Source organism: Ensifer sp. LC11 (assembly GCF_001695835.1).
Lineage (GTDB): Bacteria > Pseudomonadota > Alphaproteobacteria > Rhizobiales > Rhizobiaceae > Ensifer.
On sequence record NZ_MBSO01000025.1, the window covers coordinates 37,853 to 60,848 of the forward strand.

Annotated in this window: 22 protein-coding genes and 1 riboswitch; of the genes, 17 read left to right on the plus strand and 5 right to left on the minus strand. The window is 62.7% G+C overall.

Annotation, left to right across the window (positions count from 1 at the left end):
- The first annotated feature begins 22 nt into the window (after window positions 1–22).
- The 4 genes from BBX50_RS18730 (at window position 23) to BBX50_RS18745 (ending at window position 2,275) form a co-directional block, all read left to right on the plus strand.
- The gene (locus tag BBX50_RS18730) at window positions 23–757 is read left to right on the plus strand and encodes a DUF1868 domain-containing protein (RefSeq protein WP_065776839.1); all 735 of its coding nucleotides are present in this window, start codon (window positions 23–25) and stop codon (window positions 755–757) included.
- Complete coding sequence (locus BBX50_RS18735; protein ID WP_065776840.1) at window positions 754–1,401, plus strand: glutathione S-transferase family protein; 648 nt, start codon at window positions 754–756, stop codon at window positions 1,399–1,401. Before BBX50_RS18730 ends, BBX50_RS18735 begins: the two co-directional genes overlap by 4 nt.
- 145 nt (window positions 1,402–1,546) lie before the next feature.
- Window positions 1,547–1,732 (plus strand): 50S ribosomal protein L32, encoded by a 186-nt coding sequence (gene rpmF, locus BBX50_RS18740; RefSeq protein ID WP_034802928.1) that lies wholly within the window; start codon window positions 1,547–1,549, stop codon window positions 1,730–1,732.
- 141 nt (window positions 1,733–1,873) lie between these two features.
- The gene (locus tag BBX50_RS18745; protein WP_065776841.1) at window positions 1,874–2,275 is read left to right on the plus strand and encodes a hypothetical protein; all 402 of its coding nucleotides are present in this window, start codon (window positions 1,874–1,876) and stop codon (window positions 2,273–2,275) included.
- Between the two features lie 99 nt (window positions 2,276–2,374).
- On the opposite strand, the gene phaR is transcribed toward BBX50_RS18745, so the two are convergent.
- Window positions 2,375–2,953 (minus strand): polyhydroxyalkanoate synthesis repressor PhaR, encoded by a 579-nt coding sequence (gene phaR, locus BBX50_RS18750; RefSeq protein WP_065776842.1) that lies wholly within the window; start codon window positions 2,951–2,953, stop codon window positions 2,375–2,377.
- Window positions 2,954–3,177: 224 nt separating this feature from the next.
- Here phaR and BBX50_RS18755 point away from each other — a divergent pair, with 224 nt between their 5' ends.
- The 8 genes from BBX50_RS18755 to BBX50_RS18790 all read left to right on the plus strand — a co-directional run bounded on the left by BBX50_RS18755 (window position 3,178) and on the right by BBX50_RS18790 (window position 12,308).
- The gene (locus tag BBX50_RS18755; protein WP_065776843.1) at window positions 3,178–4,359 is read left to right on the plus strand and encodes an acetyl-CoA C-acetyltransferase; all 1,182 of its coding nucleotides are present in this window, start codon (window positions 3,178–3,180) and stop codon (window positions 4,357–4,359) included.
- A 13-nt stretch (window positions 4,360–4,372) separates the two neighbouring features.
- Window positions 4,373–4,732 (plus strand): hypothetical protein, encoded by a 360-nt coding sequence (locus BBX50_RS18760; protein ID WP_139108516.1) that lies wholly within the window; start codon window positions 4,373–4,375, stop codon window positions 4,730–4,732.
- A 17-nt stretch (window positions 4,733–4,749) separates the two neighbouring features.
- Window positions 4,750–5,475, plus strand: a complete 726-nt coding sequence (locus tag BBX50_RS18765; RefSeq protein WP_065776845.1) for a beta-ketoacyl-ACP reductase — start codon at window positions 4,750–4,752, stop codon at window positions 5,473–5,475.
- A 662-nt stretch (window positions 5,476–6,137) separates the two neighbouring features.
- Window positions 6,138–9,188 carry a DEAD/DEAH box helicase gene (locus tag BBX50_RS18770; protein ID WP_065788388.1) on the plus strand — a complete coding sequence of 1,017 codons (3,051 nt, stop codon included), beginning with the start codon at window positions 6,138–6,140 and terminating at the stop codon, window positions 9,186–9,188.
- An 8-nt stretch (window positions 9,189–9,196) separates the two neighbouring features.
- Window positions 9,197–9,610 carry an RNA-binding S4 domain-containing protein gene (locus BBX50_RS18775; RefSeq protein WP_065776847.1) on the plus strand — a complete coding sequence of 138 codons (414 nt, stop codon included), beginning with the start codon at window positions 9,197–9,199 and terminating at the stop codon, window positions 9,608–9,610.
- A gap of 203 nt (window positions 9,611–9,813) precedes the next feature.
- Window positions 9,814–10,152, plus strand: a complete 339-nt coding sequence (gene fdxA, locus BBX50_RS18780) for a ferredoxin FdxA (RefSeq protein WP_065776848.1) — start codon at window positions 9,814–9,816, stop codon at window positions 10,150–10,152.
- A 411-nt stretch (window positions 10,153–10,563) separates the two neighbouring features.
- Window positions 10,564–11,133 carry a CarD family transcriptional regulator gene (locus tag BBX50_RS18785; protein WP_065776849.1) on the plus strand — a complete coding sequence of 190 codons (570 nt, stop codon included), beginning with the start codon at window positions 10,564–10,566 and terminating at the stop codon, window positions 11,131–11,133.
- Window positions 11,134–11,441: 308 nt separating this feature from the next.
- Window positions 11,442–12,308, plus strand: coding sequence for an RNA polymerase factor sigma-32 (locus BBX50_RS18790; RefSeq protein ID WP_065776850.1), 867 nt, complete (start codon window positions 11,442–11,444; stop codon window positions 12,306–12,308).
- A 214-nt stretch (window positions 12,309–12,522) separates the two neighbouring features.
- Here BBX50_RS18790 and BBX50_RS18795 read toward each other — a convergent pair whose 3' ends face one another.
- The 4 genes from BBX50_RS18795 to thiB form a co-directional block, all read right to left on the minus strand.
- Window positions 12,523–14,034 (minus strand): M48 family metalloprotease, encoded by a 1,512-nt coding sequence (locus tag BBX50_RS18795; RefSeq protein WP_065776851.1) that lies wholly within the window; start codon window positions 14,032–14,034, stop codon window positions 12,523–12,525.
- A gap of 296 nt (window positions 14,035–14,330) precedes the next feature.
- Window positions 14,331–15,050 carry a thiamine ABC transporter ATP-binding protein gene (thiQ, locus tag BBX50_RS18800; protein ID WP_065776852.1) on the minus strand — a complete coding sequence of 240 codons (720 nt, stop codon included), beginning with the start codon at window positions 15,048–15,050 and terminating at the stop codon, window positions 14,331–14,333.
- Complete coding sequence (gene thiP / locus BBX50_RS18805) at window positions 15,047–16,675, minus strand: thiamine/thiamine pyrophosphate ABC transporter permease ThiP (protein WP_274533987.1); 1,629 nt, start codon at window positions 16,673–16,675, stop codon at window positions 15,047–15,049. The genes thiQ and thiP overlap by 4 nt, the downstream gene beginning before the upstream one ends.
- Before the next feature lie 7 nt (window positions 16,676–16,682).
- Entirely contained in the window at window positions 16,683–17,711 is a 1,029-nt protein-coding gene (thiB, locus tag BBX50_RS18810; protein WP_065776853.1) for a thiamine ABC transporter substrate binding subunit, read from the minus strand.
- Between the two features lie 48 nt (window positions 17,712–17,759).
- Window positions 17,760–17,877, minus strand: a riboswitch (TPP riboswitch).
- 137 nt (window positions 17,878–18,014) lie between these two features.
- On the opposite strand from thiB, the gene BBX50_RS18815 reads away from it, so the two are divergent.
- From BBX50_RS18815 to BBX50_RS18835, 5 genes are all read left to right on the plus strand, one after another.
- Entirely contained in the window at window positions 18,015–18,500 is a 486-nt protein-coding gene (locus tag BBX50_RS18815; protein WP_065776854.1) for a GNAT family N-acetyltransferase, read from the plus strand.
- 84 nt (window positions 18,501–18,584) lie between these two features.
- Window positions 18,585–19,235 carry a thiamine diphosphokinase gene (locus tag BBX50_RS18820; protein WP_065776871.1) on the plus strand — a complete coding sequence of 217 codons (651 nt, stop codon included), beginning with the start codon at window positions 18,585–18,587 and terminating at the stop codon, window positions 19,233–19,235.
- A 3-nt stretch (window positions 19,236–19,238) separates the two neighbouring features.
- Window positions 19,239–21,068, plus strand: coding sequence for an ABC-F family ATP-binding cassette domain-containing protein (locus BBX50_RS18825; protein ID WP_065776855.1), 1,830 nt, complete (start codon window positions 19,239–19,241; stop codon window positions 21,066–21,068).
- A 77-nt stretch (window positions 21,069–21,145) separates the two neighbouring features.
- On the plus strand, window positions 21,146–21,649 hold the full coding sequence (locus BBX50_RS18830) for a MarR family transcriptional regulator (RefSeq protein ID WP_065776856.1): 504 nt from the start codon (window positions 21,146–21,148) through the stop codon (window positions 21,647–21,649).
- Window positions 21,646–22,881, plus strand: a complete 1,236-nt coding sequence (locus tag BBX50_RS18835) for a multidrug effflux MFS transporter (protein ID WP_065776857.1) — start codon at window positions 21,646–21,648, stop codon at window positions 22,879–22,881. Before BBX50_RS18830 ends, BBX50_RS18835 begins: the two co-directional genes overlap by 4 nt.
- The last annotated feature ends 115 nt before the right edge of the window (window positions 22,882–22,996 follow it).

Consider the following 22,996-nt stretch of genomic DNA (forward strand, 5'->3'; position numbering starts at 1 on the left):
ACCTAGAAGGCCCGATCGCTCCATGACCTCGATTTCCCCCTCGCTCCTCGCCTTTGGCCGCAGCGCCAACGATACCCCGCCGAAGCACCTCGGAACGCGCTACGCCACGGATGGCCGCTTCCTGCTGGAACCAGGCAATACGGTCGTTTCCCACATTACTGCCGGATCCCCGTCCGAAGCCGCCGTGCTCGCGGTGCGTGATCGTCTGATGGCAATGCCGGAGGCGGCGCAATTTGCCTTCACCCATCCCTCCAGCCTGCACATGACGATCTTCCAGGGCATCATCGAGTATCGTCGCAGGCTACCCTATTGGCCTGCCGACATGGCGCTTGATAGCTCGATCGACGAGATGACCGAGCACTACCGCAAGCGGCTCAAGGATTTTGCGCCGCTGGAGCCCTTCCGTGCCCGCGTGACCGCGATCACCCCGACCGGCCTTGCGCTCGAGGGCGACAGCGCCGCCGATCGGTCATGCCTGAAGGCCTGGCGGGACGCCTTTGCCGATGTGTTCGGCTATCGCCATCCGGATCACGACCACTATGAGTTCCACATCACCTTCGCCTATGTCATCGACTGGCTCGCCGACGCGGCGCTGCCGCGCTGGCAAGAGATGTTGGACGAACAACTTGCCTTCCTCAGGGAACGGGCGCCGGTGATCGAGCTCGATCCCCCAGCCTTCTGCGCCTTTAAGGACATGAACCATTTCGAGGAACTGATCGTTTTCTCGAACGCAGCTGAAATCAAGGATAACAGATGACCGGACTTACTCTTTACGTCGGCAACAAGAACTACTCGTCCTGGTCGATGCGGCCATGGCTCGCGATGACGGCTGCCGGCATCGATTTCCAGGATGTGGTCATTCCCTTCGATTTCGCAGCCGGCAATCCTGATATCCGCGCGATCTCGCCGACCGGAAAGGTGCCGCTGCTGCGCCACGGCGATCTGCTCGTGTGGGAATCGCTGGCGATCATCGAATATGTCGCCGAACTCTTTCCCGACGCCGGGCTCTGGCCCGCCGATCGCCCGGCCCGTGCCCGGGCGCGCAGCTATTCCATGGAGATGCTTTCAGGTTTTCGCGCGCTGCGCGGCGCCTGCCCGATGAACATCCGCCGGCCGAAGCAGGCGCTTTCGGTCGGTGCCGACGTGCGCGCCGATGTCGCGCGCATCGAGCAGATCTGGAAGGAGGCACTCGGCCGTTCCGGTGGGCCGTTCCTCTTCGGACCCTTCACCGCCGCCGATGCGATGTACGCGCCTGTGGTCAACCGCTTCGATGTCTATGATCTCGTTGCGGATCCGGAGACGCTCGGCTACATGCAGCAGGTGAAGGCACATCTCGCCTACCGCAAATGGGAAGAGGCGGCCCGCGCAGAGCCGTGGGTCGTGCCTGAAGATGAGGTCTGAATCGGCAGAGTCGAAAAATTGCCGCTGGGGACTGGTCAAATAGCAGTTGGCCATGTATAAGCGCGCCAAATTTCCGTGATTGACATCTGTTTAACACGGCCATTTCGGCTGCTGAACAGTGTTTGCCCGATAAGTGGAGAATGAAATGGCTGTACCTAAAAGAAAAACGAGCCCGTCCAAGCGTGGCATGCGCCGTTCCGCTGACGCTCTCAAGACTCCGACCTACGTCGAAGACAAGAACTCCGGCGAACTGCGTCGCCCGCACCACATCGACCTGAAGACCGGCATGTACCGTGGTCGTCAGGTTCTGACCCCGAAGGAAAGCGCATAAGCGTTTCCGTTCGCGGATTGGGTTTAAAGGGCTGGCTCTGCCAGCCCTTTTTGTTTTGCAACCGACGTGATCTCGCTTGGACGCCGTGCTATCGCTGGCGCCTCAGGCGAAGACGCCGCATGTCTTGGTCAAGGAGTTCCGATGCTTGCCGCCATTCCGCTGTTGATCCTGCCGTTTGCAATCTACAATCTCGCAATGACCGGAATGTTCGGCGGCATCGCCGGGCTTAACGCCGAGATGTTGTCGCTGTCGATGCTGTCGGGCGCGACCTGGACGATGCGCTTCGGCGACCTGCTGATCGTCGTGGCGCTGGCCCTGCTCTTCGTTGAATTGCTGAAGGCGACCCGCACGAGCGCCCGCGCACTGATGGATCACCTGTTGTCGATGATCCTGTTCATTGCCTTCCTGATCGAATTCCTGCTTTTGGCGCCGGCAGCAACGCAGCTCTTCTTCATTCTGATGACGATCAGCTTCATCGATGTCATCGCCGGCTTTGCCGTGTCGATGCGCTCGGCCGGCCGGGACGTGTCGATCGGCCTCTAGGTCGGGGGCTGTTGTCGCGGAGTTTGGGCGACACGTCTTGCAGGCGTGACGCACGGGCGGAATGTCGTTTCTCGCCCGCTCCGATGTCTGCGGCCGCGCTCAGCCCAAATTGTCGAGCTTGGTCTGCAGCGCGCGAAGCTGTTCCTTCAGCTCGTCGATATCCTTGGCTTCGGCCTTCTTGGTTTCCTTCACCGGCGGCGCGGAAATGAAGGGCGAGAACATCTGCATGGCCTGATGGAACATCTCGGTGTTGCGACGCACCTGCTCTTCGACAAGTTGCAGCGGAACCTGCAGGTTTTTGCCGAGCGGCGTGTCGCCAAAGGCCTTGTTGATCTGCTCGCGCATCTGCGATTGTTGCTCGGTAAAGGCTTGCATCGAGTGTTCGAGATAGCTTGGCACGACCATCTGCATCTGGTCGCCATAGAACGAGATGAGCTGGCGCAGGAACGAGATCGGCAGCAGCGTGTTGCCGGTCTTGGACTCCTGTTCGAAGATGATTTGCGTCAATACGGAATGGGTGATGTCCTCGCCGGATTTGGCGTCCTGGACAACGAAATCCTCACCCTTCTTCACCATGACAGCCAGGTCGTCGAGCGTGACATAGGTGCTGGTCCCGGTGTTGTAGAGCCGCCGGTTCGCATATTTTTTTATAACGATCTGGCCTTCGTGCTTCGCCATCAGGGTCTCCTCTCACCCATCGCCCCGTCTTTATTGCGTTTTTCAGAGTATCCGCAAAAGAGCGCCGCTGACAATGTCTTTGTGCGTTGCGGCGACGCAAGTGCGAAATCTTGTGGTTGCGTCTCCGATGACGGTTTTGTGGCACCGCATCAAGGCGTTTGACTTGCGCCGCGCGCTTTGACAGTCTGCCTTCATTAGGCAAGAAAGATCTGAGGAAACGTCCCATGAGCAATCCCTCCATCGTGATCGCCAGCGCCGGCCGCACCGCGGTCGGATCCTTCAACGGCGCTTTTAGCAACACGCCGGCCCATGAACTCGGTGCCGCCGTCATCAAGGGCGTGCTCGAGCGGGCAGGCGTCGAGGCAGGCGAGGTCGACGAAGTGATCCTCGGCCAGGTGCTGCAGGCAGGTGAGGGCCAGAACCCGGCGCGCCAGGCAGCGATGAAGGCGGGCATCCCTCCGGAAAAGACCGCCTGGGGCATGAACCAGCTTTGCGGCTCCGGCCTTCGCGCCGTGGCGCTCGGCATGCAGCAGATTGCAACCGGTGATGCAGATATCATCGTTGCCGGCGGCATGGAATCGATGTCGATGGCGCCCCATTGCGCGCATCTTCGCGGTGGCGTGAAGATGGGCGACTTCAAGATGATCGACACGATGATCAAGGACGGCCTGACCGACGCCTTCTACGGCTATCACATGGGCATCACCGCCGAGAACGTCGCCCGCCAGTGGCAGCTCAGCCGCGAGGAGCAGGACGCGTTTGCGCTCGCCTCGCAGAACAAGGCTGAGGCGGCACAGAAGGCCGGGCGCTTCGCAGACGAGATCATTCCCTTCATCGTCAAGGGCCGCAAGGGCGACGTCATCGTCGACCAGGACGAATATATCCGCCACGGCGCAACGCTCGACCAGATGACGAAGCTGCGCCCCGCCTTCGACAAGGAAGGCACGGTGACGGCTGGCAATGCTTCGGGTCTCAATGACGGCGCTGCTGCCGCCCTGCTGATGACCGAGGCGCAGGCCTCCAAGCGCGGCATCCAGCCGCTCGCCCGCATCGTCTCCTGGGCAACCGCCGGCGTCGATCCGCAAGTGATGGGCACCGGCCCGATCCCGGCCTCGCGCAAGGCGCTGGCGAGGGCCGGCTGGGCGATCGGCGATGTCGAACTGGTCGAAGCCAACGAAGCCTTCGCCGCCCAGGCCTGCGCGGTCAACAAGGACCTCGGCTGGGATCCGTCGATCGTCAACGTCAATGGCGGGGCTATTGCTATCGGCCATCCGATCGGCGCTTCCGGTGCCCGCGTGCTCAACACGCTGCTGTTCGAGATGAAGCGCCGCGGCGTTTCGAAGGGGCTTGCAACGCTCTGCATCGGCGGCGGCATGGGCGTCGCCATGTGCGTCGAACGGCTCTAGTCGGTTTGACGGCATGAACAGCGCCAGGTGGGTTCCCTTATCCCTCTTGCTGGCCGGTTCGCCGATCGTTTCCGCACATGCCAATCCCGCGCCTCTCGACGAGGCGCGGCTGGTTCAGTGCATGCTGGAACATACAACTTCTGACGAGGAAGTCGTTTTCAAGGATGTGATGGTCGCGGCGCTGAACGATGACAGCGGTGCGCTGAAGGCGTCGCTGGACCAGCTCACCACACTGATGATGGACCTCGCACTGACCAAGTGCGAGGTGGGTATGTCCGCGCTTGCGACGCCGCAGTTTCAGGCGGCCGCCGGGCTCTACGGGCAACAGATCGGCGAAAAGCTGATGAAGAAGGCATTCGAGAAACTGAACTGATCTAGTGGGAGGCGTACATGAGCAGGGTAGCATTGGTCACGGGTGGGTCGCGCGGCATCGGTGCTGCAATTTCCATCGCACTCAAGAATGCCGGCTACAGGGTGGCAGCCAACTATGCCGGCAATGATGAGAAGGCTCAGGCCTTCAAGCAGGAAACCGGCATCCCGGTCTACAAGTGGGACGTTTCCAGCTATCAGGCCTGCGCTGACGGCATCGCCAAGGTCGAGGCCGATCTCGGCCCGGTCGAGGTGCTGGTCAACAATGCCGGCATCACGCGGGATGCGATGTTCCACAAGATGACGCCGGAGCAATGGGGCGAGGTGATCGGCACCAACCTTACCGGTCTCTTCAACATGACGCATCCGCTCTGGTCGGCGATGCGCGACCGCGGTTTCGGCCGCGTCATCAACATTTCCTCGATCAACGGCCAGAAGGGTCAGATGGGCCAAGCCAACTATTCGGCGGCCAAGGCCGGCGACCTCGGCTTTACCAAGGCGCTTGCCCAGGAAGGCGCGGCCAAGGGGATCACGGTCAACGCCATCTGCCCGGGTTACATCGGCACGGAGATGGTGCGCGCGGTGCCGGAAAAGGTGCTGAACGAGCGGATCATCCCGCAGATCCCGGTCGGGCGCCTCGGCGAGCCGGAAGAGATCGCTCGTTGCGTGGTGTTCCTGGCGTCTGACGATGCCGGCTTCATCACCGGCTCCACGATTTCGGCGAATGGCGGACAATTTTTCGTCTGACCCGAACTTTCACGAACGCATGAAAACGGCGCCTGGAAAGGCGCCGTTGTCATGCGGAGTGGAGAGCAAGCCGCACCGGCTTTCCCATGTTTCACGCCTAAGGTTGCGCCGGCAATTCTGCTGTCGTCGTGCGGCGTAGACACTACATCTTGTGGAGAACAAAGACGGAATGACGCGCGGCCAACGAGTCGCCATAGAATGCTCCCGTCCTGGTCGAGGGGGTTGCGTGCGATTCTCATTCTCCCCACTGGGTGGATTCCCGATATATTTCGTTAAAAATTTTCCAGGCTTTCCAGAGTCTTGGATTCCGAATCCTTGGGGCTGTTTGGCGAAGAATGACCGCGTTTCACGCGAGTCACGAGCTGTTAGGCGCCGAGTCGGCGCCAGATTCAGCATGTGGTGCGACGTTCGGTGTTGAAATCTATATGTAGTCGTGAACATACAGTGAATCATGGCGAGTCAGCGATTCGTCTCCGATTCGTTCCATGACTGTTCCGAATCTCGGTTGCGCGCCCACAACAGGTGGTGCAATGGGGGTCGGGGGCACTGAGCGATGGTTTTAGTTGTCCGCGCCCCTTGCGTTTGGCTCGGTGCGTGGGCATGTGTTTGCCGCCAGCGTGAGAAAGCGCTGCCGTAATTTCTGAATGCCCGGGATCGATGACGTGTCCGTTCACCCCATGATCCTGAGCGGCCGCGGTGTCACTGCGGTGCTCGGGCCCACCAACACCGGCAAGACGCATTACGCGATCGAGCGCATGGTCGCCCATGACAGCGGCGTTATCGGCCTGCCGCTGCGGCTGCTCGCGCGCGAGGTTTATACGCGCCTTGTCGAAAAGGTCGGTCACCACAATGTCGCGCTGATCACCGGCGAGGAAAAGATCACGCCGCATCGCGCCCGCTATTCGGTCTGCACCGTCGAGGCGATGCCGCGCGAAACGACCGCATCCTTCGTTGCGATCGACGAGGTGCAGCTCGCCGGCGACCTCGAGCGCGGCCACATCTTCACCGACAGGATCCTGCACCTGAGGGGACGTGGCGAGACGCTGCTTCTTGGGGCTGCAACGATGCGGCCGATCCTCGAACATCTCCTGCCCGGCATCTCCGTCGTCGAGCGCCCGCGCATGTCGCAGCTGCTCTATGCCGGTTCAAAGAAGATCACCCGCCTGCCGCATCGCTCGGCAATCGTCGCCTTCTCGGCCGATGAGGTCTATGCGATCGCCGAGCTGATCCGCCGCCAGCGCGGGGGGGCTGCCGTCGTTCTCGGCGCGCTTTCGCCGCGCACGCGCAACGCGCAGGTCGCGCTCTATCAGGAAGGCGACGTCGAATATCTGGTGGCGACCGACGCCATCGGCATGGGTCTCAACCTCGATGTCGATCACGTTGCCTTCGCCCAGGACCGCAAGTTCGACGGCTACCAGTTTCGCAATCTGAACCCGGCCGAACTGGCGCAGGTCGCCGGGCGCGCCGGGCGGCATCTGCGCGACGGCACGTTTGGCGTGACCGGCCGCGTCGACCCCTTCGACAACGAACTCGTTCATCGCATCGAGGCGCATGAGTTCGATCCGGTCAAGGTGCTGCAGTGGCGCTCGAAGGCTTTCGACTACTCCTCGATCGTCGCCCTGAAGAAAAGCCTGGATGCGGCGCCGACGGTTCCGGGTCTTGCCCGGGCGCTACCTGCGGTAGATCAGCAGGCATTCGAGCATTTGGCGCGCTACCCCGAAATCGTCGACATCACGACCAATGCCGAGCGCGTGGAAAAATTGTGGGAAGCCTGTGCTTTGCCCGACTATCGCCGCATCACGCCGGTCCAACATGCCGATCTGATCTCGACGATCTACGCGGATCTCGTTCGCCGCGGTACAGTGAACGAAGATTTCATGGCAGAACAGGTTCGGCGTGCCGATCATACCGATGGCGAGATCGACACACTTTCGGCGCGAATCGCGCAGATCAGAACCTGGACCTATGTGTCGAACCGACCCGGATGGCTGGCCGATCCGACACACTGGCAAGAAAAGACGCGGGAAATTGAAGATCGATTATCCGACGCACTACATGAACGGTTGACGAAACGCTTTGTTGATCGCAGGACATCTGTGCTCATGAAGCGCCTGAGAGAGAATGCTATGCTGGAAGCTGAAATCAGTGTGAATGGTGATGTCTTCGTCGAAGGACACCACGTAGGACAACTAACCGGTTTCCGGTTTACGCTGGCGACCGGCGGCGACGGACCGGATGCCAAGGCCGTGCAGGGAGCTGCCCAAAAGGCGCTGGCGCTGGAGTTCGAAGCGCGGGCTGCCCGTCTGCATGCTTCCGGCAACAATGACCTGGCGCTGTCGTCGGATGGTCTGGTGCGCTGGCTCGGTGACCCCGTTGCCCGCCTTGCGGCGAGCGACCACGTCATGCGTCCGCGCGTCATCCTGCTGGCCGACGATCAATTGCAGGCCAATGCCCGCGAGCACGTACTGGCGCGCATCGAGCGTTTCGTGAACCATCACATCGGCACGGTGCTGAAGCCGCTCGACGACATTTCGCGCGCGGAAGACCTCGAAGGCCTGGCCAAGGGCCTCGCTTTCCAGCTCGTCGAGAACCTGGGCGTGCTCTTCCGTCGCGATGTCGCCGAAGAGGTGAAGTCGCTCGACCAGGACGGCCGCGCCTCGATCCGCAAGTACGGCGTCCGCTTCGGTGCCTACCACATTTTCCTGCCGGCGCTCTTGAAGCCGGCTCCGGCGGAGCTCATCACGCTTCTCTGGGCGCTGAAGAACGACGGCCTCGACAAGCCCGGCTATGGCGATCTGATCCCGATGCTGGCTGCCGGTCGTACTTCCGTCGTCACCGACCCGTCCTTCGAGCGGACTTTCTACAAGCTGGCAGGCTTCCGTTTCCTCGGAAAGCGCGCCGTGCGCATCGATATCCTGGAGCGCCTGGCCGATCTCATCCGGCCGCTCTTGCAGTGGAAGCCGGGAGCCCAGCCGCGCCCGGAAGGCGCCTATGACGGTCGTCGCTTCACCGCGACCACGTCGATGCTTTCGATCCTCGGCGCGACGCCTGACGATATGGAAGAGATCCTGAAGGGTCTCGGCTATCGCGCCGACAGCGTCAAGGCAGAGGAGGCCGCAGCCTTCCTCGCCGGCCAGGACGGTGCACCGGCCAATGCCGCAGCCGCTTCCGAGCCGGTTGCCGCAGTCGACGACGCGGATGCCGAAGGCGGTGCCGAACATGCCGAGGCGGCAACGGTAGACGCACCTGTTTCCGAAGCCGAAACGGCTGAAGGCGAAGTCACCGTTGCTTCGAGCGAGGCACAGCCGGCTGAAGCAGAGGTAACGGAGGCTGGGGAACCGGTTGAAGCCAAGCCTGTGCTTCTCTGGCGTCCCGGCACCCGCCAGGACAATCAGCGCCAGGGTGGCCGCCCGCAGGGCGAGCAGCGCCGTGGCGGCCAGCGCCATGGTCACGGCCAGGGGCAGGGTCGGGACGAAGGACGTGACGGCGGGCGCAAAGGCGGCCAGCCGGCGCGCGGCAACAAGCGCCACGAGGGCGGCAAGTCGGAAGGCGGCCCGCGCCAGGAACGTGGCGAGCGTCATGACCGTCACGACCGTGGCGGCAAGCAGGGCCAGGGCAAGTTCGAGGCGCGTCCGCCGCGTCGCGAGAAGCCAGTGGATCCGGATTCGCCCTTCGCCAAGCTCGCCGCGCTCAAGGAGCAGATGAAGAAGTAAGGCAGGTCATGGAAAAACAGCCCGCGTCCAACCCGGCATCACGCCAGCGTCTCGATAAGTGGCTGTTTTTCACGCGGCTGATCAAATCCCGCTCGCTGGCACAGAAAGCGATCGAGGACGGTCGTGTGGCTGTCAACGCCCAGCGCGTGACGCAGTCGTCGTTTCAGGTCAAGGCGGGAGATGTGCTTGAGCTCGCTCTCGACCGCCGCGACCTGACCGTGCGTGTGCTTGCTTCAGGGGAACGACGTGGCCCCTACGAGGAAGCGCGGCTTCTTTACGATGATCTCACGCCCGAACAGCCGAGGGAAAAACTCTCGGCTTTTGATCTTGCCACACGCGACCGTGGTGCGGGACGTCCGACGAAGAAAGAGCGGCGGGAAACCGATCGGCTAAGGCCCGATTTCGATCCGCGCGAGGATTAGAAAACTCTGCCTTTCCCGCGGCGTTTCGCGCATTGAATATTCTTGCAAAGGGTCCATAAAGCCTTTACCTGACAGACCCACGTTGGGTGCATCGGTTTTGCTTCGGCAGCTATGCGCGCCGGACATTCCTAGCATGCGCGGACGACGAGCATCACCATTGATTGCCGTCTGCCATCAAACGTGAGCATCGGCTGGAGTACCTCATGACGTATGTCGTGACCGACAATTGCATTCGCTGCAAGTATATGGACTGTGTCGAAGTCTGCCCCGTGGACTGCTTCTATGAGGGTGAGAATTTCCTTGTCATCCATCCCGACGAATGCATCGATTGCGGCGTTTGCGAACCGGAATGTCCGGCCGAAGCCATCAAGCCGGATACCGAGCCGGGCCTTGATATGTGGTTGAAACTGAACGCTGATTTCGCCACCAAGTGGCCGAACATCACGGTCAAGCGCGATGCGATGCCGGAAGCCAAGGAAATGGACGGCGTCGAAGGGAAGTACGAGAAGTTCTTCTCGGCCGAGCCGGGCCAGGGCGACTGAGGCGCGCGGGCGATCCGTTCGCCGGCGCTGTCGAAGCCAAGGCGAGCCCCTGGCGCCAAACCTGGGGAAAACACGCGCTGCGCTCGCAGTTGCGAGAATGGCGGCTTGATGGCTGCCATGCAGCAAATTATTGATTTCGGCACTTTTTTGTGATAGGTTCCTTCTACTGATCCACAGAGGGTGCTTTTGCGCGCCCGAAAACCATCACGAAAGCAAACGATCTCCAAAACGCGGCTTTTCCCAGATACGCAGCATTGCGTTGCACTGTTGTGACCGCGTTTGATGAGGCTGTTTGCGTTCCTTGGACGGACCAGGATGTACCCACCCGGCGGTATCCCCGTCTATCCCGGGCCTCACTGACCCGGCCCCGGCCATAATGGCCGGGTGCGAAACAGGGAGTTTTTGAAACGAATGACGACCCAGCAGAAAAAATCTTCGACACGCCAGGGCTTCAAGACCGGTGAATCGATCGTCTATCCGGCCCACGGTGTTGGCCAGATCGTGGCGATCGAAGAGCAGGAAGTCGCCGGCATGAAGCTCGAGCTTTTTGTCATCGATTTCGAGAAGGACAAGATGCGTCTGAAAGTGCCGGTGGCCAAGGCCGTCAGCATCGGCATGCGCAAGCTTTCTGAAACCGATTTCGTCGATCGCGCGTTGAAGGTTGTGCAGGGCAAGGCTCGCGTGAAGCGCACCATGTGGTCGCGCCGCGCTCAGGAATACGATGCCAAGATCAATTCCGGCGACCTGATTTCCATCGCAGAAGTCGTGCGTGACCTCTATCGTGCCGAAAACCAGCCGGAACAGTCCTATTCCGAACGCCAGCTCTATGAAGCTGCCCTCGACCGCATGGCGCGCGAGATCGCTGCCGTGAACAAGATGTCGGAAACCGAAGCTGTGCGCCTCGTCGAGGCCAACCTCAGCAAGGGTCCGAAGCGCGGCAAGGCGATCGAGGAAGACGACGCCCAGGACGAAGCAGCATAAGCTTCCAGCCCGTAGTGAGACTGCAAAAAAGCCCGGCCATCGCGCCGGGCTTTTTCTTTGATCGCATGGAACTTTTGCCGGCGGCGCGCATTTACATTAGCCGGCAGGAACGCGCCGCTTTCGCGCGCCGGGCGATCTTGGTTCTGTGATTCGTCACCGTTCAGGTTCGTGATTTCGAAGTTAGGGCGCCGCGTCGTTTCTTCAAGTTTCGACGTCGCGACGCAGACGCCCCTGCTGCCGGACGTCGCATCCGTCTGGCTTTTGGACTTCACGCGCAATGGCGCCCGGCGCCAGTCACGGAGTGATCGATGAAGACTCTCACTGCAGACCGGCGGATGATCAAGATCGCGATGGAAGCCCCCTATCTCGAGCGCGACGAGGAACATGCGCTGGCTAAAGCCTGGCGAAACGACAACGATCAGGAAGCCCGCAACAAGATCGCCATGTCGCATATGCGCCTCGTGATCTCGATGGCGGCGAAGTTCCGCAACTTCGGTCTGCCGATGGGCGATCTCGTGCAGGAGGGCCATATCGGCCTGCTGGAGGCGGCTGCCCGTTTCGAGCCGAGCCGCGAGGTGCGGTTCTCGACCTACGCGACCTGGTGGATCCGGGCGTCGATGCAGGACTACGTCCTGCGCAACTGGTCCATCGTTCGTGGCGGCACGAGTTCGGCGCAGAAGGCACTGTTCTTCAATTTGCGGCGCCTGCGCGCTCGGCTTGCTCAAGGCGACAGGCAACTTACATCGCAAGCTATGCATGAGGAAATCGCCGCAGCGCTCGGGGTCAGCATCGCCGACGTGCAGACGATGGATGCGCGGCTTTCCGGCAGCGACACATCGCTTCAGGCACCGGTCGGCGGTGGCGATTCCGATGGCGGCGAACGGTTGGATTTCCTCGCCTCTGACGCGCCGTTGCCGGACGAGCAGGTGAGCGACATGATCGATGGCGAACGTGCCCGCGTGTGGCTTCGCGATGCCTTGTGCGCACTGACCGACCGGGAGATGCGGATCATCCGCGCCCGGCGACTGTCGGAGGAAGGGGCGACGCTCGAAGAGCTCGGCCTCGATCTTGGCATTTCCAAGGAGCGGGTCCGTCAAATCGAGACCCGGGCTCTGGAGAAGCTGAGGGCGGCGCTTGCGACCAAGGCGCCGGCTCTGACGGCAGGCATTCACTGATTGCCGGTTAGATGGCTGGTGCCGCCGCGTCCGTCGGCCGCGCACCTCATGCATAGTGTGCTGTCGATCAATCCTGGGACCATGCTGAAGAGCGGCCTCGTCTGCAAGCGTTCAGACAGCCACGGGCGCCGCGCGACCGGCCAGGGCCGTGAAATGGGGCGTGCTCCCTGGGTTGCGCGCTCTTCGAAACGAAGAGGCTACCAGGCAGCGCGACTTACTCTGAAACGATCTTCACCTTGTCGCCCGGCTTCACCGTGGAGCTGACCTGCATGGCATTGATCACCCTCAACAGATCGAGCTTGCGGTCCGTGCCCATCATGCGGGCGGAGAGTGTTGCGATCGTGTCGCCGGGCCTTACCGTCACAACACGAATGCGCAATGGCTTCAGCGACTGGGCTTCCGAAGGCGTCATCCGCCGGAACGAGCTGCGCAACTGGTTGGCGGTCGGCTCCAGCGCATTCGAACCCTTGGGCACGGCAGTCAGGAAACGGTAGATGCGGGTATCGATGCGGATGACGGTGACGTCGAAATCCCAGCGATCGGCTGACGCCCGCGCGGTTGCGGCTTCCAGGCCGTTGATGTCGATCGGTCTGATCGTATCGGGCTGCAGCCCCGTGACCCAGCCGCTGGCGATGTAGTCCGTCAGGCTGCGCTTGCTGGTGTCCGCCACGCCGTCGAAGCGAACGGCAATGTCGCCGGCGCCGGTGGCCAGAACGGCTTCGGCCTTGTTGTCGATCTGGAAACCCGCCGGCACGTCGAAACGGATGCCGAGCTGGCCGTGCAGGAAGGTCTGTCCGCGGACATAGCCTTCCTGGGGGCTGTCGCCGTAAAGCAGGCCGTCGATGCCGGCAAGGTAATAGTCGCGGCCGCGGTCGCCGCTGGTGCCTTCCGGACCGAAGGCGCGTGCATGCCGTCGGGCGAGATCGACGCGCTGCGGCGCGTTCGGATGGCTCGACAGGAAGTCGAGGCTCTGGTCGGATTCCGGGTCGACCGCAGTGAAGCGGCTATAGGCGGCCATCGAATCGAGGAAGCGCGCGGCCGCGTAGGGGTCGTAGCCGGCCTCACCGAGCATGCGCACGCCGATGACGTCAGCCTGGAGCTCCTGGTTACGCGAGAAGGCTGCGAGCCTCAGTTTGCCGCGCGCCAGCGCCTGCTTGCCGGCAAGGTCGGAGGACAGAACCTCCGAGACCACGCGGCTGGCAATGACTTCGGCTTCCTCGCGCTGCTGCCGCTCTATGCCGTGATTGGCGGTGACGTGTGCCATTTCGTGCGACAGCACGGCGGCGACCTCGGAGGCATCGTTGGCGAGCGCCAGCAGGCCGCGGGTGACGTAAAGATAACCGCCCGGCAGCGCGAAGGCGTTGATCGCCGGCGAATTCAGGATGGTGATGCGATAGGACTGCTGCGGGTTTTCCGAAACCGCCGTCAGTGCGCCGGTGATGCGCGCGACCAGCCGCTCGGTCTTTGCGTCCTTGTACTCGCCGCCGTAGCTCGCGACGATGCGCGGATGTTCGCGCGCGCCCAGCTGCGCCCGCGGATCGTTCTTCTGAACTTCCTCGACGATCTGGGGATTGGATGATGGCGAGACGGTCGGCTCGTAGGTCTGTTCGATCACCGACTGGCAGGCGGAGAGCAGGGTGGTGGCAAGCAACGCAACCACAACGCGTGCACGCAGCCGTCCGCGCTTCGGCGAGAACCGGTCGTGTGTGACTGTATGCCTCTCCATGCCTCAGCCCATTTCCCGTCCGCCGCCCCGCCCATACTCTGCAAGGCGATGGAACGACAGCGTTGAAAGTCCTACTTTTTCAGCCCGGCAGCGTTGCTCCACCGCGACTGTTCAGCCCTGGTCTTGCTGTATCTGATTTCAGCGCCACCTGCCTAGTTTGTCTCGGTAGAAATAGTTGCCCCGTGGTATCACGGCAACGGATGCGCGAATATTCGCGCCGTGCCGGATAATTCGCGCGTCGCATGGCGCCGCGGTCAAATTGTGGCAAATGGCCAAGGGCGAAAAGAAAGCGACCCTCACACATTGCCAAGAAAGCGGTCGATTGCCGCATTGTCCCGCCGCTCCAGGAAGCGGCTGAGGGTGTCATGGGCGATGATACGCCCGCGGTCCAGAAAAAGCACGCTGTCGGCCAAGGCTTTCACGTCATCGGGATGGTGCGTGATGATCAGGATCGTGTTGCCCTCTTCCGCATGCAGGTCGCTGAGGAGTGTGCGCATGCCCGCGCGCATGCCGGGGTCAAGTGCAGCAAAGGGCTCGTCCAGCAGAAGCAGCGGACGATGCCGCACCAGTGCGCGGGCAAGTGCCACCCGCTGGCGTTCGCCGCCTGAAAGCGTCGGTGGCAGCCTTCGCCCGAAGCCTTCGAGCCCGACACGGTGGAGCGCTTCTTCGATCTTCGCGCGATCATTTCCGGTCAGGCGAAGGGCCGGGTCGATACCAAGGCCGACATTGGTCGCGACGTCGAGATGGGCAAAGAGATTGTTATCCTGGAAGATCATCGAAACCGGACGTTCCGACGGCGCCAGCCTGCCAACATTCTGGCCGAGGATGCGGATCTCGCCGCGATCGGGCTCCTCGAAGCCGGCGACAAGGTGGAGCAGGGTCGATTTGCCGGAGCCGGAGGCCCCGGCGACGGCGACGATGCCACCGGCGGCAATCGCGCAATCGAAGTGCAGCGTGGTCGCGTTGAAGCGAACCTCGACATTGCTCAGTTCCATGGCGGTGGAGGGTTCGGTCATGCTTTGCGTCCTTCCGGCCGGCGGTTGTCGTCCGCCGTGCCGAGGATGGTGAAGATCAGGCAGAGAAGCCCGAGGAAGAGGGCGAGGCCGGCCGCATCAGCAGTTCGGTAGCTGCCCATGCGGCTGTAGAGCAGCCAGGGCAGGGTCACCATGTCCTGCGAGCCAAAGAGCGCAACGGCGCCGAGATCGCCGAGTGACAGCGCCATGGCGAAGGAGAGCGCCATCAGCAGAGGCTTGCGAAGTGCCGGCAGGTCGATCCATCGCAGGCGATGGAAACCACGGATGCCGAGGCTTGCGGTCAGCCGGTCTGAGCGTGCCGCATGCGTGGCCATGGCCGGAGCCAGGATGCGATGGACGAAGGGCAGTGCCATCAGCGCATTGATCGCCACGACGATGACGGGTGCAAAGCGCGCGACGTCGCCAAAGGGGCGCAGCAGCAGGAACCAGCCGGCCCCAAGCACGACAGGCGGCACCAGGAGGATCAGCGAGGTGCTGGCGCCGATGGCGCCGGCAAAGCCGCGGGCGGCTGGTCCGGTCTGCCGAGGCGAGACGACCGTTTTCGCCGCACGGATCATCGTGGCGGCCATGGTGACGGACGCGAGGGCGGAGGCCAGCGCAATCGCCGCACTCGTTACCAGCGCCCGGTGGACGTTCCCATCGCGCACGAGTTTCAGCAGATCGGCCTCCAGGCCGGAAACGACGATGGCAACCAGGGGCGCGCCAAGGAAAAGCAGGGCAAGAGCGATCCACGCGCCGTCGGTGAGGCGCGCCGCCCAAGTGCTACCGTCGAAGCGGCGCATGGTTCGGCCGCCGGTCATGCCCTCTTGCGGCTCGGTTGCCAGACGCCTGAGTATCAGGAGCAGGATGCCGGTCATTGCGATCTGCAGGCCCGACAGCGCGATGGCACGCGGCGGATCGAAGTCGAAGCGCAGCGCCTGGTAGATCGCCACCTCGATCGTGCTTGCGGCAGGGCCCCCGCCAAGCGTCAGCACGAGGGTGAAGCTGGTGGCGCAGAGCATGAAGACGAGGCCGGCAGCACCGGGCATCAGCCCGCGCAGGACGGGCCATTCGATGAAGCGGAACAGCGCATGAGACGGCATGCCGAGATTGGCGGCCGAGCGCCAGTATTCCGCGGGGATGCGCTCTAGTCCGGCCAGGAACAGGCGTGCGGCAAGCGGCATGTTGAAGAAGACGTGGGCCAGAAGAATGCCGAACAGGCCGTAGATGCTGACCGGCTGTTGGAGGCCGAGCAGGCGCAGGCCCGAATTGAGGAAGCCCTGCCGTCCCCAGATCTCGATCAGCCCGAGCGCGCCGACGAGAACCGGCAGGCCGAGCGGCAGCGCCATCAGTCGCAGCAGCCAGATGCGGCCGAAAAACCGCGGCCGCCGCGCCAGCGCCCGCGCCACGGGCATCGCGAAGAGTATCGACAACAGTGTCGAGAGCGTCGCCTGCAGCAGCGTGAAGCGGGTGACGCGCCAGATATAGGCGTCGAACAGGGTGCTGCCGTCCGTACCGCCGGTTTGGGCAAGCAAGGCGACGATCGCAAGCCCGACGAAAAGCAGGAATGCGCCGAGGCAAAGAGCCCCGGCGACAATGGTCATGCGGTTTTCGCGAAGAGCGAACAATCCGGCCTCAGTTCTTGCTCATCGCGGCGAGCCACTCGTCGATCCAGGCCTTGCGGTTTTTCGCGACCTCTTCCGACGGCAGCAGGAAGGTGTTTTCCGGCTTGACGAGCTTGTTGAAGGCGTCGGGCAGCGGCTCCTTGGTGGCAGCGACCGGCATCATCCAGTTGGTGGTCGGGATGATCGACTGGAATTCAGCACCGGTCATGAAGGTGAGGAACTGCTTGGCCAGTTCCGGCTCCTTGGCATTCTTGGTCATGCCGGCCACTTCGATCTGGATGTAGTGGCCTTCGGAAAAGGCTGCAGCCTGATAACGCTCGGTATTCTCCGCGACCATGTGGTAGGCCGGCGAGGTGGTGTAGGAGAGCACCATCGGCGCTTCGCCCTTGGTGAAGAGGCCATAGGCTTCCGACCAGCCGGGGGTAACGGTGAGCACGCGATCCTTGAGCTTCGCCCAGGCAGCACCCGCCTCATCGCCATAGACGGCCTTGACCCAGAGCAGCAGGCCCAGGCCCGGCGTCGAGGTGCGCGGGTCCTCGATAACGATCTTCTGAGAGGCGTCGCCTTCGACGAGTTCCTTCAGGCTCTTCGGTGGTGTTTTCAGCGTTTCGGTGTCGTAGACGACGGCGAAATGGCCGTAGTCATAGGGAACGAAAGTGTCGTCGGAGAAGCTGCCGGGTACCGTGATACCGGCTGCTTCGATGCCGTGTGGCGCGAAGAAACCGGTTGCCTTGGCTTCGGCGACAAGATTGGTGTCGAGGCCGAGCACGATGTCGGCCTTCGAAGCCTCGCCTTCGAGCTTCAGCCGCGTCAAGAGTTCGACGCCGTCGGCGACACCGACATAGTTGACCTTGCATTCGCAGGTCTTTTCAAAGGCTTCGGCGACCTTGGCACCGGGGCCCCATTCGGTGATGAAGCTTTCGTAGGTATAGACGGTCAGCGTCTTGTCGGCAGCAGCGGCGGTGCCGGCGAAAACAAGACTCGCGGACGCAGCAAGAGCTAGCCGGCTAAACAATTTGAGTTGCGATGAATTGGACATGAGCACCTCTCTCCCAAAGTTCGTTGTTGCACGGGAAAAGGGCGTATCGATCCGATCGCGTCTAATCCCTCCGCCGGTATGAGCCGGATCAGGTTCCGCGGGTTGGCGTTTCACGCCTCTCAGCCTCCGGCCGCCATGCGGTCGGGAGGCACCCCGTTAGAGCGGCAAGAGATTTACCGCTACGGGGGTTCGGTGGCAAGCGATGTTTGTGGCAAGTCGAGAGCGGCGCTTCGGTCAGGTCATTGGCCCGTGTTTGCGTAAGCCGCCAACTGCGCTACACAACTGCAGCGAGGAGGAAACGCCATGCCAGATATGCTCGTTCGACTTTATGCCCTGCCGGCAGAGCCCCGGTCGCGGCTCGGCCCGGGCATCAGCATCCGCCGCGCCATGGCGCCGGAGCGCCGCCTCGTCGTCTCCTGGATCGAGAAGACCTTCGGGGTCGGCTGGGCAGGAGAGGCGGAAGCCGCCTTCTCGTCGACTCCGACACGCATGCACATTGCCGTGCATGACGAAAAGATCGTCGGCTTTGCCTGCCACGACGTGACGGCGCTCGGTTTTTTCGGCCCGACTGGCGTCAATGAAGACATGCGCGGTCAGGGCATCGGCGAGGCGTTGCTGCTTGCGAGCCTGACGGCGATGCGCGAGGCCGGCTACGGCTATGCGGTCATCGGCGGGGTCGGTCCGGCGAAATTTTATGAACGGGCGGCCGGAGCGATCGAGATTCCGGATTCGACCCCGGGCGTCTATGCCGGCATGCTGTTCCCGGAACCGGTGCCGGAAGGGCACTGACGGCCTCGGCAAATTCTTTCGATCGGGGCGGTTGACGGTTTTCTTCGTTTTCCTTCCGCGGTCCTTTGCGCTATGGGCTTTGCCATGGCTCAATCGACCTTCACCATTTTGCTTGGCGGCGCCCTTTCGGCGACCGACCGGCTGACCCGCCAGCTGAGCGCCAGCCGCTTCGTCGCGGCGGATGGCGGCATGCGCCATGCCCGTTTGCTCGGCGTCGTGCCTGACGTCTGGGTCGGCGATTTCGATTCGACCGAGGAGGCATTGCTTACCGAGTTTTCCGTCGTTCCGCGCGAGCCATATCCGGCCGCAAAAGCGGCGACGGATGGCGAGATCGCGGTCGAGGCGGCGCTTTCGCGCGGTGCGACCAATCTGATCTTTGCCGGCGCGCTTGGTGGCACGCGCAGCGACCACGCCTTCTTGCACCTGTTGCAGGCGGTAGCGCTTGCCGAGCGCGGGTTTTCGGTGCTGATGACTTCGGGCGAGGAGGAAGCCTATCCGCTGCTTGCCGGTACGCTTGAGCTCGATCTGCCGAAGGGTTGCCTCTTCTCGGTTCTGGGATTGACCGAGCTGACCGGCCTCTCGATCGTCAATGCGCGTTACCCGCTCGACGAATTCACCCTGCCGTTCGGCTCGTCCCGAACCGTTTCCAACGTTGCGGAGGGTCCCCTCCGCTTCACTCTCAAGAGCGGTCGCGCCATCGTGCTTGCCCGCCCCTATGATCTTTCCGGAGCCTGAGCCTTGGCGCCCCCCATTCTGAAACTCGATGATATCTTCCTGACCTTCGGCGGTGCGCCACTGCTTGCCGGCGCCAATCTGCAAGTGGAGCCGGGTGACCGCATCTGCCTGGTCGGGCGTAACGGCTCGGGCAAGTCGACGCTGATGAAGATGGCGGCCGGTCTTGCGGAGGCACAGTCAGGCGAGGTGTTCCGCCATCCCTCCGCGACCATCCGCTATCTGCATCAGGCGCCTGATTTTGACGGCTACGACACGGTGCAGGCCTATGCAGAGGCCGGCCTTGGTCCGAGCGACGACCCCTATCGTGTCGCCTATCTGTTGCAGCATCTGGGGCTAACAGGCGAAGAGGACCCGTCGCGGCTTTCGGGCGGCGAAGCGCGCCGGGCGGCGCTCGCCCGCGTCATGGCACCGGAACCGGATATCCTGCTTCTGGACGAGCCGACCAACCATCTCGACCTGCCGACAATCGAGTGGTTGGAAGACGAGTTGACCCGCAGCCGTTCGGCGCTGGTGCTGATCTCGCACGACCGGCGCTTCCTGGAAAAGGTTTCGACGGCCACCGTCTGGCTCGATCGCGGCCAGTCCCGCCGGCTCGACCGCGGCTTTGGGCATTTCGAGGCCTGGCGTGACGAGGTGCTGGAGGCCGAAGAGCTGGAGCAGCACAAGCTTGGCAAGGCGATCGAGCGTGAGGAGCACTGGCTTCGCTATGGCGTGACCGCGCGGCGCAAACGCAACATGCGCCGCCTTGGCGAACTGCAGACCATGCGGGCGGCCCATCGCGGCCACAAGGGACCGCAGGGCACCGTGCAGGCGACTGCCGCCGACGCCAAGGAGTCCGGCAAGCTGGTGATCGAGGCGGAAAAGATCAGCAAGGCCTATGGCGACCGCGTGATCGTGGCGCCTTTCTCGATCCGCGTGCATCGCGGCGACCGCATCGGCCTGGTCGGCCCGAACGGTGCCGGCAAGACGACGCTCCTCAAGATTTTGACGGGTCAGATCGAGCCGGACACGGGCACGGTCAAGCTCGGCACCAATCTCGAAATGGCGACGCTCGACCAGAAGCGTGAAGACCTCAATCTGGACGACACGCTGGCGCATTACCTGACCGACGGGCGCGGCGACAATCTGCTGGTCAACGGTGAGCAGCGCCACGTCACCGGCTATATGAAGGATTTCCTGTTCCAGCCCGAGCAGGCGCGCACGCCGATCCGCGAACTCTCAGGTGGCGAGCGTGCCCGGCTGATGCTGGCGCGCATCCTGGCGCGAGCAACCAATCTTCTGATCCTCGACGAACCAACCAACGACCTCGACATCGAGACGCTCGATCTGCTGCAGGAGATCGTCGCCGGTTTTGCCGGAACGGTGATCCTCGTCAGCCACGATCGTGACTTCCTCGATCGCACCGTGACCTCGACGATCGCGCCGGCAAACCCCGAGGAGCCGGATGGCCGCTGGATCGAGTATGCCGGCGGCTACTCCGACATGATGGCGCAGCGCAAGGGCGCGATCGAGGAGAAGCGCAGGGCCGAGAAGGCGGAGAAGGCCAAAGCGAGCGAAGCGGCGGCACCGGCCGCTGAGGCGCCGAAGGCGGCCAAGGGCAAGCTTTCCTACAAGCAGAAGTTCGCGCTTGAAAATTTGCCGAAGGAGATCGCCAAGGCAGAAGCGGAGGCTGCCAAGCGCGAAGAAAAGATGGCCGATCCCAATCTCTTCACAAAAGATCCAAATGCTTTTGCGAAGCTCGCGCAGGAATTGGAGAAGCTGCGCGCGGATCTCGCCCGCATGGAAGAGGAATGGCTGGAGCTCGAGATGTTGCGCGAGGAGCTCGAGGGCTAGACGACAGCCATTGGTGAGTTGAACGGCATCAGAAGATATGATAAGGAAAACTTATTATATCATTTGTGAATGATCCGATGCCTTTCAAGCTTGAATCCGAAACCATTGGAATGCTGCTTACCGATGTCTCGCGCCTCTTGCGCGGGGCCTTCGACCGCAAGGTCAATGCCATGGACCTGGGCATCACGCCCGGCGAGGCACGCACGCTGATCCAGGTGGCGCTGACCGAGGGCATCAAGCAGGCCGAGATCGCTACCCGCATGGGCATCGAGCCGATGACGCTTTCGGCCTATCTCGACCGGCTGGAGGCAACCGGGCTCGTCGCGCGCGTTCCGGATCCGGCGGATCGGCGCGCCAAGAACGTCGTCATCACCGAAAAGGCTGGTCCACTCCTTACCGAGTTGATGACCGGGCTTCGCGAAATGATGAATGCCTATACGGAAGGGCTCGACGCGGAAGCGCGCGCGCTTCTCTGCTCCAACCTGCGCATTTTGCGCGACAATCTGCGCCAGCTCGATCCGTGCCTTGCCGGCAAGGAAGCAGGGGAGAAGACCGAAGACCGGGCCGGAGCCTTGCAATGACGCGTCGCATGAGCGAGCGGCGCACGAGCATCATCGGCGCCTTCCTGGTGGCGCTCGGTCCTGTTTCCATGGCGCTCTATACCCCGGCGATGCCGGAACTGGTGCGGGCCTTCTCCTCCAGCGAAGCGGCGATCAAGATGACGCTGTCGCTCTATTTCGCCGGCTTCGCCTTTGCCCAGCTCGTCTCCGGCACGCTCTCCGACGTCATCGGCCGCCGCCGGGCGACGCTGATCTTCATGGCGATCTATCTCCTCGGCAGTCTGATGGCCGCCTTGGCGCCGTCGGTGGCGGTGCTGCTTGCCGGTCGCCTGGTGCAGGGCATCGGCGCCTCCGTCGGCATGACGGTGGCGCGCGCGATCGTGCGTGACCAGTTCACCGGAACCGAAGCCGCGCGCATCATGAACATGATCGGCATGATGCTGGCGCTCGGGCCAGCCGTGTCGCCGACGCTCGGCGGCCTGGCGCTCGGTCTCTTCGGTTGGCAGTCGATCTTCTTCCTGATGGTCGGTTTTGCCGCCATGGCCTGTCTCACCGTGCAGTTCTTCATGGCCGAGACGGCCACGCCGGATCCGGCCAAAGGTCACCTGAAGCCGATCCTCGCCGCCTATCGCCGATTGGTAAGCGACAGCCGCTTCGTCTCCTCGACACTCGTCATCGGCGGGGCGGTCGGCGCGCTCTATGCCTGGGCGACGATGCTGCCCTTCGTGCTGATCAACGAGGTGGGCCTGACGCCGACCGAGTTCGGCGTCGGCATGCTGATGCAGTCCGGTCTGTTCTTTTCGGGAACGGTGGTGGTGCGTCTACTGATGCGGCGCTTCACGCCGCAGGCGCTCGTGCCGGCTGGCCTCGTCTTCATCGGCGCAGCCAGCCTCGTGCTTGCCTATACCATGCACGCGCTTTCCCCGAGTTTCCTCTCGGTCATGCTGCCGATCGGTATCTATGCCTTCGGTATCGCTTTCGTGATGCCCTATATGATGACGGCGGCGATGGCGCCCTTTCCTGATATCGCCGGCACGGCGTCCGCTGTCATGGGCTTCGTTCAGATGGGCTCAGGACTGCTCGGTGGGGCGATCGCCGCTGCGGTCGGAGCGCCGGTTCAGGCGCTCGGCACGATCATTCCGAGCTTCGGTCTCGTCTGTATCCTGAGCTATGTCTGGTATCGTCGGACGGTGCGGTTGCGGCCGCTGGCTGCTGCTGCAGCGGGTGCGTCGCTTGGTGAGGCGGCGGAGTAGCTAGTACCTCCGTCTACCTGACGCTGGCGTAGATACCCCCCTCTGCCCTGCCGGGCATCTCCCCCAGGGGAGATCGAAAAGCGGCGATGTCCCGTTCCATCAACAAGCCGTCAAC

Coding starts and splice junctions, on each gene's coding strand:
- BBX50_RS18730 (WP_065776839.1), top strand. CDS start 23: ATGACCTCGATTTCCCCCTCGCTCCTCGCCTTTGGCCGCAGCGCCAAC.
- BBX50_RS18735 (WP_065776840.1), top strand. CDS start 754: ATGACCGGACTTACTCTTTACGTCGGCAACAAGAACTACTCGTCCTGG.
- rpmF (WP_034802928.1), top strand. CDS start 1,547: ATGGCTGTACCTAAAAGAAAAACGAGCCCGTCCAAGCGTGGCATGCGC.
- BBX50_RS18745 (WP_065776841.1), top strand. CDS start 1,874: ATGCTTGCCGCCATTCCGCTGTTGATCCTGCCGTTTGCAATCTACAAT.
- phaR (WP_065776842.1), bottom strand. CDS start 2,953: ATGGCGAAGCACGAAGGCCAGATCGTTATAAAAAAATATGCGAACCGG.
- BBX50_RS18755 (WP_065776843.1), top strand. CDS start 3,178: ATGAGCAATCCCTCCATCGTGATCGCCAGCGCCGGCCGCACCGCGGTC.
- BBX50_RS18760 (WP_139108516.1), top strand. CDS start 4,373: ATGAACAGCGCCAGGTGGGTTCCCTTATCCCTCTTGCTGGCCGGTTCG.
- BBX50_RS18765 (WP_065776845.1), top strand. CDS start 4,750: ATGAGCAGGGTAGCATTGGTCACGGGTGGGTCGCGCGGCATCGGTGCT.
- BBX50_RS18775 (WP_065776847.1), top strand. CDS start 9,197: ATGGAAAAACAGCCCGCGTCCAACCCGGCATCACGCCAGCGTCTCGAT.
- fdxA (WP_065776848.1), top strand. CDS start 9,814: ATGACGTATGTCGTGACCGACAATTGCATTCGCTGCAAGTATATGGAC.
- BBX50_RS18785 (WP_065776849.1), top strand. CDS start 10,564: ATGACGACCCAGCAGAAAAAATCTTCGACACGCCAGGGCTTCAAGACC.
- BBX50_RS18790 (WP_065776850.1), top strand. CDS start 11,442: ATGAAGACTCTCACTGCAGACCGGCGGATGATCAAGATCGCGATGGAA.
- BBX50_RS18795 (WP_065776851.1), bottom strand. CDS start 14,034: ATGGAGAGGCATACAGTCACACACGACCGGTTCTCGCCGAAGCGCGGA.
- thiQ (WP_065776852.1), bottom strand. CDS start 15,050: ATGACCGAACCCTCCACCGCCATGGAACTGAGCAATGTCGAGGTTCGC.
- thiB (WP_065776853.1), bottom strand. CDS start 17,711: ATGTCCAATTCATCGCAACTCAAATTGTTTAGCCGGCTAGCTCTTGCT.
- BBX50_RS18815 (WP_065776854.1), top strand. CDS start 18,015: ATGCCAGATATGCTCGTTCGACTTTATGCCCTGCCGGCAGAGCCCCGG.
- BBX50_RS18820 (WP_065776871.1), top strand. CDS start 18,585: ATGGCTCAATCGACCTTCACCATTTTGCTTGGCGGCGCCCTTTCGGCG.
- BBX50_RS18830 (WP_065776856.1), top strand. CDS start 21,146: ATGCCTTTCAAGCTTGAATCCGAAACCATTGGAATGCTGCTTACCGAT.
- BBX50_RS18835 (WP_065776857.1), top strand. CDS start 21,646: ATGACGCGTCGCATGAGCGAGCGGCGCACGAGCATCATCGGCGCCTTC.